Below are 8,572 nucleotides of genomic sequence, written 5' to 3' on the forward strand. Positions count from 1 at the left end.
TTTCACGACCCCTCCTTCGCTCGCGTCATTCGCAGCGCAGCGTTACCGTTGCCTGATAATTGCCGTTGGCGAAGCGATTGCTGCCGCCCTTGGTTCCGGCAAGGTGAACCGAGACGAGATCTGCGCCGGGGGTGGTGATGCTGGTTGTCGAGCCGGTCTCGACGATGGAATGCGCGCCGGCGGCGGAGTAGGTGGGTGTCCAGGTCGTCGACGTGCTGTCGGCGGATGGCACCGTCATGGTGGTGACCGGGTCGACGCTCAGCGACACACCTCCGGTCGTCGTCAGCGTCACGGTTCCAGCCGAGCCGCCGCTGTTGTGGGAGCTCAGGGACTGGAGATCGGGACTGGCCGTCATCGTACCGTTGGTGGCAACGACCAGCGTGCAGGTGGGCGCGATCGTGCCGTTGAAGATGACATTCTGCGTCGTGGCCAACGCGGCCTCGTCGACGCTGGCAACCAGCAGAGCTGCGCCGCAGGCGGCGCGAAACAATGTCATCGAGACCTCCTATCAAGCCGGATCGTCCGGATTAATATGAGAGCATCATCACTTTATCGTGGTTAATTTAGAGTTACCTAAAATAACGCCTCAAAAATAACAACTACAGGAACCGGAGGTTGCCCTCGGTTGCAAAAGCGGAACCACAGCGTAAATAGCGCTTATACTTGATAGCGCCGATAGAACCATGTTTTTCTTCGCAATATCGAGAAAAATCGATATTACGATACCTGCCCGGCTTCCCAACCCAGAATGGCGCGCTTGCGGGTCAGGCCCCAATGATAACCGGTGAGGTCGCCTGATTTGCCGATGGCGCGGTGACAAGGCACCACGAAAGAGAGCGGATTGGCGCCGTTGGCCGCACCGACCGCACGGCTGGCGGACGGGGCGCCGATGCTGGCCGCAATCGAGGAATAGGTGCGGGCCTTGCCCATCGGGATCTTGAGCAGCGCCTCCCAGACGCGAACCTGGAAGTCGGTGCCGATCATGACGACATGCAGCGGCTGGTCGGGGCGCCACAGCGTCGGGTCGAAGATACGGGCGGCATAGGGGCCGGTGGCAGTCATGTCCTCGACGTAGATGGCGTTCGGCCAGCGGCTGGACATGTCGGCGAAGGCGGCGCGTTCCTCGCCGGGGTCGCTGAAGGCGAGGCCGGCGAGCCCGCGCTCGGTGGCCATGATCAGGGCGGTACCGAACGGCGAGGAATGGAAGCCGTAGCGGATGGTGAGCCCGGCGCCGCGTGTCTTGTAGTCGCCCGGCGACATCGCCTCGTGCGTGACGAACAGGTCATGCAGCCGGCCGGGGCCGGACATGCCCAGTTCGAATGAGGTCTCGAGCAGCGGCATGCCGGAATCGAGCAGCCTGCGCGCATGGTCCAGTGTCACCGCCTGCAGGAAGGCCTTGGGCGACAGGCCGGCCCAGCGGGTAAAGAGTTTTTGCAGGCCGGTCGGCGTCTCGCCGACCTCCTCGGCCAGCTCTTCGAGGGAAGGCTGATCACGATAGTCGAGACTGATCTTCTCGATGGCACGGCGCACGATCTCATAATCGCTGCCCTCAGGCGTGATGTCCTTTTTGAGGACTGCGGTGTGTGTGCTCATGGAACTGTCTCCTTGGGCCGGAATATCGCCCCTCGGGGCGTCGATCGCCACCCGAAACTTGCCTTCTTGCGGCGCATACCCGGATAGGCACCGGATTCGAGCCCTGGAATCGCTCGCGGCTGGCTCAGCGTGCCTTGGCGGCCGCCAGCGCGCGCGAAAAGGCGGTGGCAAAACTCTCGCGGGAATCGGGGTCCAGGAACGATCCGATCGGCACGTTCTGGCCTTCACCTTGCACCGTCATGCCTGTGATGCCGATCTCGGCGTGACGGGCCACCGAAAACCGCGCCCAGAACGGATTGAAGCGATGCGCTTCCGATTTCCCCGAGGGGGCTGTCTTGCGGATGTCGAGGCTGGTGCGCGAAACCGAGACTTCTTCGCGTGCGCGAGCGGCACGATAGTTGATGCGAAAGGCGATGTAGACGGCGGCCACGTCGAGGCCGAAGAAGCCGAACACCGGCCATGCGCCGCGCGACAGGAAAAACGCGCCTGTCACCAGCCAGCCGAACAGCAGCGCGCCCATCAGGACGAAGAAGCCTGTCCGGCCCAGAGACCGGTGCGGGGTCAGTAGCGCCTGAAAGAATGGCTCGTCGGCCTGAAACGAGGCGTTTGTGTCGCTCATGAGGGGATATTATAGGAGGGAAATGGCAAGCCCCAAGTCCAAAGATTCTTCCCTGTCCAAAAAAGAGCCGTTGCCCGCACGACGCGATGGTTCGAACGCAAAGCCGCGCCCGCGGCCGGCGCGAAGCGCGTTACGCTACAGCCCGGCCGAAGTGAAAGAGATATTCCGGCGCTTTTCCGTCCAGCGGCCCGAGCCGAAGGGCGAGCTCGAACATGTCAACGCCTTCACGCTGCTGGTCGCGGTGGTGCTGTCGGCGCAAGCGACGGATGTAGGCGTCAACAAGGCGACGCGGGCGCTGTTCAGGGCCGCCGATACGCCGCACAAGATGCTGGCGCTGGGGGAAGCAAGGGTCGGCGAATATATCCGCACCATCGGGCTGTGGCGCAACAAGGCGAAGAATTTGATTGCGCTGTCGCAGGCGCTGATCCGCGACCATGGCGGCGAGGTACCCGATAATCGAGATGAATTGGTCAAGCTGCCCGGGGTCGGGCGCAAGACCGCCAATGTCGTGCTCAACATGGCCTTCGGCCAGCACACGATGGCGGTCGACACGCACATTCTTCGCATAGGCAACCGGCTCGGATTAGCGCCCGGCAAGACGCCGGAACAGGTCGAGCAGGGATTGTTGAAGATCATTCCGGACGAATATATGCGCCATGCACATCACTGGCTGATCCTGCATGGCCGCTACGTCTGCAAGGCGCGCAAGCCGGATTGCCCGGCCTGCGTCATCGCCGACATCTGCAAGGCCGAGGTCAAGACGACCGATGTGCCGGCACCGCTGGTGCCGATCGCACCGCTCGACCCGGTCGAAGAGGTTCAGGACCGAGGCGGAACGGCGGCGTAATTCAACTCTCCTCCACAAACACCTCTTCGCGCTTTTTCTTGACCGCCGGCAGGAAGACGACGGCGAGCACGGCGAGCGCTATGAGCAGCAGGCCGGCGCTGATCGGTCTGGTCACGAAGGTGCTCGGGTCGCCGCGCGAGAGAATCATGGCGCGGCGCAGATTTTCCTCGAGCAGCGGGCCGAGCACGAAGCCGAGCAGCAGCGGTGCCGGTTCGCAGCGCAGCTTGGTCAGGAGGTAGCCGAGGAAGCCGAAGAAGGCGACGGCGTAGAGATCATAGACGTTGCTGTTGACGCTGTAGACGCCGATCGAGCAGAACGCCATGATGATCGGGAAAAGCACGTAATAGGGGATCGTCAGCAGCTTCACCCAAAGCCCGATCAGCGGCAGGTTGAGGATGATCAGCATCAGATTGCCGATCCACATCGAGGCGATGATGCCCCAGAACAGCGCCGGCTGTTCGGTCGCGACATTGGGGCCGGGCACGATGCCCTGGATGATCATGGCGCCGATCATCAGCGCCATGACAGGGTTGGCCGGAATGCCCAGCGTCAGCATCGGGATGAAGGAAGTCTGCGCACCGGCATTGTTTGCCGATTCCGGTCCGGCGACGCCTTCGATGGCGCCCTTGCCGAACTCCTTCGGGTTTTTCGAGACGCGTTTTTCGACCGTGTAGGAGGCAAAGGCTGCCAGGATCGCGCCGCCTCCCGGCAGGATGCCGAGCGCTGAACCGATGATCGTTCCGCGCACGATGGGCGCTGCCATGCGCCGAAAGTCCTCGCGGGTCGGCATAAGGCCGGTGACCTTGCGGATCATCACGGAGCGCTCATCCTCGTTTTCGAGGTTGCGCAGGATCTCGGCGATGCCAAAGACACCGACCGCCACCGCAACGAAATTCAACCCGTCGGCATATTCCCGGATTCCAAGCGTGAAGCGCGGCGTGCCGGTGTAAATGTCGGTGCCGACAACGCCGAGCAGCAGGCCGAGCACGACCATGGCCAGCGCCTTGACGATCGAGCCGTGGGCGAGCGCGACGGACGAAACCAGGCCGACGATCATCAGCGAAAAATACTCGGCCGCGCCGAATTTCAGCGCGATCGCCGTCAGCGGCGGGGCAAAGATGGCGACGAGGAACGTCGAAACGGTGCCGGCAAAGAACGAGCCGATGGCCGCGATCGCGAGGGCCGCCCCGGCGCGGCCGTTCCTGGCCATCTGGTAGCCGTCGATCGCGGTGACGGCGGACGAGGATTCGCCGGGCATGTTGATGAGAATGGCGGTGGTCGAGCCGCCATATTGCGCACCGTAATAGATGCCGGCGAGCATGATGAGGGAGGAAACCGGGTCGCCGATCTGGAAGGTGATGGGCAAAAGCATGGCGATGGTCGCGGTGGCGCCGATGCCGGGCAGGACGCCGATCAGCGTGCCGAGAAGGACGCCGATCAGGCAGAAACCGAGGTTGGTCAGCGACGTCGCCGTCGAAAAGCCGAGCGCAAGGTTGTCGAGCAGATCCATGCTCATCGCCTTACGACACCAACCACGGGGCCAGCCACGGGCCGAAGCGGCGGAACGGCAGGCCGAGCGCGTAGCTGAAGACAAGGAATGCAAACAATGTCAGGCCGGCCGACAGCACGAGCGCGGTCAACGGCTTCATGCAGCGGCTGGCAAACGACGCGATCAGCGCCGTCAGGAAGATCGACGGGATGAATCCGAGGCCGCGCACCGTCAGGCCGAAGAAGATCGGAGCAGGCAGGATGAGCAGCATGCCGCGCCACGCAATATGCCCGACCGCTTCGCCCTCGACGCGTACAGCCTGGACGAGAATGACGGCGCCAAGCAGGACCAGCACGATCGCCAGGACCAGCGGAAAATAGCCTGGCCCCATGCGCAACGCGGTGCCGATTTCGAGGCCGAGCGATTGCAGCGCGAACCATGCGCCGAAACCGATGAACAGGGCGGCGCACAGGCCGTTGGCCCTGTCGATCGCGAAAGGTTTCATGATGGTTCTCCCAAGCCGCGGTGCGTAGCGGATGCCGAGCGAACAGGGGCGCCGGTGGCGCCCCTGTTCAAACCTCAGTCGGCATACTGGCCGGCGGCTTCGATGATCGGCTTCCAGCGCGCGATCTCACTTTCCAGCTTGGCCTTCAGTGCGGCGGGCGTCGCATCGGCCTCGGGCGATGGCTTGGTGCCGAGTTCGGCGAAGCGGGCCGCGACGTTCTGGTCCTTCAGCGCGACCTGAAGCGATTTCGACAGGCGTTCGGTGATCCCGGCCGGTGTGCCCTTGGGTGCATAGAGACCGTGCCAGATGCCGACCTGCACTTCGGGAAGGCCGCCTTCCACCGTCGTCGGGACGTCTTTCAGCACATCGAGGCGCTCCGGCGAGGTGACGGCATAGGCCTTGATGGTGCCGCCCTGGATCTGCTTGGTGGTGTTGGTCGTCTGGTCGCACATGATGTCGACCTGACCGCCGAGGAGATCGGTCATGGCCGGGCCGGTGCCCTTGTAGGGCACGGTGACCAGCGGCGTCTTGATGGCGCTCATGAACAGCATGCCGCACAGATGCGAGGCCGCACCGATGCCGGCATTGGCGACGGTTATGGAATCCTTGTTGGCCTTGGCGTACTCCACCAACCCCTTGAGATCGGTCGGCTCCAGGTCCTTGCGGCCGACGATGGTCATCGGCACCTCGGTGACGAGGCCGACATATTCGAAGGCGTTCAGCGTGTCGTAGGCGAGCTTTCTGTACAGCGTCGCACTTGTCGCCATGCCGATATGATGGAGCAGCAGCGTATAGCCGTCAGGCTCGGCGTTGGCGACGCGGCCGGCACCCAGCGTTCCGCCGGCGCCGCCGACATTCTCGACGATGACCTGCTGGCCGAGATCCTTCGACATCGCTTCGGCGACGAGGCGCGTGACCGTGTCGGTCGGACCGCCGGCGGCAAACGGTACCACAACGGTGATGGTTCGTTCAGGATAGGTCTGCGCGCTGGCCGCGAACCCATAAAGCGTGACGGCCGCGGCAGCAGCCAGAGCGGCGACAAATCTTCTCATCGTGATCTCCTCCCGGGATATGAATCTCCAACGCCGCGCGGATCTCCTCTCAACACCGGCTGCGCATGAAGCAACAACTAGGGCAAGCTAGCAAATAGCAACTGGGCGGCAAACTGCCGATATCCGCAAACATCCGCACTCGATGGGTGGATAATGTCGGAGGGTGATCGCCACCCTAGTAGCCGTAGCCGCGCGCCATCGCCGCGGCGAAGACCGGGATGAGCAGGAAGATGAAAGCTTCGGCGCGGATATAGGTCTTCACGGACGCAAGTTCGGTCGCCGGCACCTGGAACGAGGCATTGCCGCTCGCCTGCCTGTTCCAGGATATGAAGCGGACGGTCGGGATGATCGACAGCAGGCCGACAGCGCCGAACGCCGCTATCTTGGCCCAGAACACCCAGTTGTAGACGTAGAATTCCCAGCCCTTGAGGCCATAGAAGACGCGGCCGATGCCGACGACGATGATCAGCGCGGCGATGACGCCGTAATGGCGGTCGATGCCGGCGAGCCTCTTGAGCGTCGCAGCACCCAGGTCGCCGCGGATCAGGACGAATTCGGCGCCGATGATCCCCGCCAGCGAAAACACCAGCAGATGATGGAAGATCGCAAGCACAAGATCGGTGGTATCCATGCTCTTTTCCCTGGGTTTGACGCCACCAATGCGCGCCTGAAAAAAGGTCGGGCTGGCAGGTGTTGAATCAGCCTGCGGTGAAAAATAACATCGTCGCGCAAAATTCCCATAGCGGCGCCTGGATGATGGGCCGTGTTGCCCTGGCCCCTTGCGCAGCACCGGCGATTTGCTAAGCGCTGGCGATCCGTGCGAGGCAGATCCCATGAACAATCCGCAAGCGACCAGTGCTCCTGTCATCGAAACGAAGCGAACCATCCTGCGGGCACACCGGCTGGATGATTTCGACACCTATGCCGCGATGTGGACCGATCCCGTCGTCACCCGCTTCATCGGCGGCAAGCCGCGCACGCGCGAAGAAAGCTGGATGCGCTTCCTGCGTCACGCCGGCCTGTGGTCGTTGCTTGGCTATGGCTTCTGGGCGATCGAGGAGAAGGCGACCGGGCGCTTCATCGGCGAGGCCGGGTTTCACGATCTGAAGCGCGACATGGAACCATCGATCGAAGGCATTCCCGAGGCCGGGTGGGCGCTGGTTCCGGCCGTGCACGGGGCGGGCTTCGCCACCGAGGTGGTTGGCCGCGTCCTGGCATGGGGCGAAGTGATTTTCGGGCGCGAGAAGACCGTCTGTATCATCGATCCGGAGAATGGCGCTTCGCTGAGGGTGGCTGCCAAGTGCGGTTACCGGGAAGTGGTAAAGACCACCTATCACGACGCTCCGACCATCCTGCTGGCGCGGTGACCTGAGCGGCGCGATTGACCGCTGCAGGCGCCGGCATGATGGCACCTGTCGCCAGCAACGATGACGAGGCGGGCCGCGCCAAGAACCGCCGTGTGGTTCTGGTCAAGTTGAACTGGGCGAGCCTTCCAATCAGGCCGCATTCTACGGCAGGGCGTCCGCTGCCAGGCTTGCCTGCTCGAGCATTGAGGCGTCCTCGCCGAAGGCGCGGGTGGCGCGGGCCGCTGCCTCGAGCAGCGGACGCTTCATGCGCTGCAGAAAGGCCGCGTCGACGCGCGTGCTTGGTCCAGCCAGGGTCAAGGCGCCGAGCAGGACGCCCCCCGGCCCGAATACCGGCGCCGACACGCCCCCGGTCTCGGGGTCGCGGTCGCCGACGGCGAGACAGTTGCAGGTCTTGCGGATGGTCTCGTAGGGTTCGCCCTGCTGGCCCGAAAACGCTGCGAGCACGCGGCCGCCCGAGCCGAGCAGCAAAGGCAATACGTCGCCTTCGCGTATCGTGTAGCGGATCGGGTGCTTGGATTCGACGCGGTAAAGACAGGTGCGGACATCGCCCGAGCGAACGTAGAAGGCAACGCTTTCCCAGCTTCGCTCGGAAAGATCGCGCATGATCGGCAGCAGGATGTCGACCGCCACGACCGAACGCTGGTAGAGCGCACCGAGCCGAAACGTCGCGGGTCCGACGCGGTAGCGCCCATTGTCGAGGCGCTCGAGCAATCGTCCGCGCAAAAGGGAATTCGCAAGCCGCAGGATGGTGCTCTTGTAGAGGCCGGTGCGCGCCGCGATTTCGGCTAGGCTGAGCGACCGGTCCTCCGTGCTGAAGGCATCGAGGATGGCAATCGCCCGATCGAGTGCTGCAACACCTTCGGCGCGGTCGATTTCCGCATCTGCCGATTTGCTTGGCGAATCCATGGCGGTTCCAGTTTGAAGAAAGCCGAGCGACGCGACTGTGTCGCGCCGCCAAATCGTTCTGTCCAGTAGAATATCGTTTCCGTTGACAGAACTCCGTAACATCTGCTTGAAATCGATGACGGGTCTGGATGCAGGCGCGTTTTGGCGGGCACCGGAGGAGGTGTCGTGATTTGGAGGAATCCCATGCTGGACAG

The 8,572-nt window shown here is 63.3% G+C and carries 10 protein-coding genes and 1 pseudogene; 3 read left to right on the forward strand and 8 right to left on the reverse strand.

Annotated features, from left to right (window positions below):
* Nucleotides 1-25 precede the first annotated feature (25 nt).
* From EN925_RS12405 to EN925_RS12415, 3 genes are all read right to left on the reverse strand, one after another.
* Entirely contained in the window at nt 26-496 is a 471-nt protein-coding gene (locus EN925_RS12405) for a hypothetical protein (RefSeq protein WP_027161336.1), read from the reverse strand.
* 221 nt (nt 497-717) lie between these two features.
* Nucleotides 718-1,593 (reverse strand): bifunctional helix-turn-helix domain-containing protein/methylated-DNA--[protein]-cysteine S-methyltransferase, encoded by an 876-nt coding sequence (locus EN925_RS12410; RefSeq protein WP_024502817.1) that lies wholly within the window; start codon nt 1,591-1,593, stop codon nt 718-720.
* Nucleotides 1,594-1,717: 124 nt separating this feature from the next.
* Nucleotides 1,718-2,212, reverse strand: coding sequence for a DUF2244 domain-containing protein (locus EN925_RS12415; protein WP_127384622.1), 495 nt, complete (start codon nt 2,210-2,212; stop codon nt 1,718-1,720).
* Nucleotides 2,213-2,234: 22 nt separating this feature from the next.
* Between EN925_RS12415 and nth the strand changes: the two genes are divergently transcribed.
* Nucleotides 2,235-3,059 carry an endonuclease III gene (nth, locus tag EN925_RS12420; RefSeq protein ID WP_063169002.1) on the forward strand — a complete coding sequence of 275 codons (825 nt, stop codon included), beginning with the start codon at nt 2,235-2,237 and terminating at the stop codon, nt 3,057-3,059.
* A 1-nt stretch (nt 3,060) separates the two neighbouring features.
* Here nth and EN925_RS12425 read toward each other — a convergent pair whose 3' ends face one another.
* From EN925_RS12425 to EN925_RS12440, 4 genes are all read right to left on the reverse strand, one after another.
* A complete protein-coding gene (locus EN925_RS12425; RefSeq protein WP_063169001.1) occupies nt 3,061-4,569 on the reverse strand; it encodes a tripartite tricarboxylate transporter permease in 1,509 nt (502 codons plus the stop codon).
* 10 nt (nt 4,570-4,579) lie between these two features.
* Entirely contained in the window at nt 4,580-5,053 is a 474-nt protein-coding gene (locus EN925_RS12430; RefSeq protein ID WP_063169000.1) for a tripartite tricarboxylate transporter TctB family protein, read from the reverse strand.
* A gap of 74 nt (nt 5,054-5,127) precedes the next feature.
* The gene (locus EN925_RS12435; protein WP_063168999.1) at nt 5,128-6,105 is read right to left on the reverse strand and encodes a tripartite tricarboxylate transporter substrate-binding protein; all 978 of its coding nucleotides are present in this window, start codon (nt 6,103-6,105) and stop codon (nt 5,128-5,130) included.
* A gap of 175 nt (nt 6,106-6,280) precedes the next feature.
* Nucleotides 6,281-6,736, reverse strand: coding sequence for a DUF2214 family protein (locus EN925_RS12440; protein ID WP_024502811.1), 456 nt, complete (start codon nt 6,734-6,736; stop codon nt 6,281-6,283).
* Nucleotides 6,737-6,938: 202 nt separating this feature from the next.
* On the opposite strand from EN925_RS12440, the gene EN925_RS12445 reads away from it, so the two are divergent.
* Together EN925_RS12445 and EN925_RS40680 are read left to right on the forward strand one after the other, a co-directional pair.
* A complete protein-coding gene (locus tag EN925_RS12445) occupies nt 6,939-7,472 on the forward strand; it encodes a GNAT family N-acetyltransferase (protein WP_013529609.1) in 534 nt (177 codons plus the stop codon).
* A gap of 5 nt (nt 7,473-7,477) precedes the next feature.
* Nucleotides 7,478-7,579, forward strand: a pseudogene (locus EN925_RS40680) (DUF4892 domain-containing protein); the annotation flags it as partial.
* 34 nt (nt 7,580-7,613) lie between these two features.
* Here the strand turns inward: EN925_RS40680 and EN925_RS12455 are convergent.
* Nucleotides 7,614-8,378 carry an IclR family transcriptional regulator gene (locus tag EN925_RS12455; RefSeq protein WP_013529610.1) on the reverse strand — a complete coding sequence of 255 codons (765 nt, stop codon included), beginning with the start codon at nt 8,376-8,378 and terminating at the stop codon, nt 7,614-7,616.
* Between the last annotated feature and the right edge of the window lie 194 nt (nt 8,379-8,572).

It is taken from the genome of Mesorhizobium sp. M7A.F.Ca.US.006.04.2.1 (assembly GCF_004022915.1).
Classification (GTDB): Bacteria; Pseudomonadota; Alphaproteobacteria; order Rhizobiales; family Rhizobiaceae; genus Mesorhizobium; species Mesorhizobium ciceri.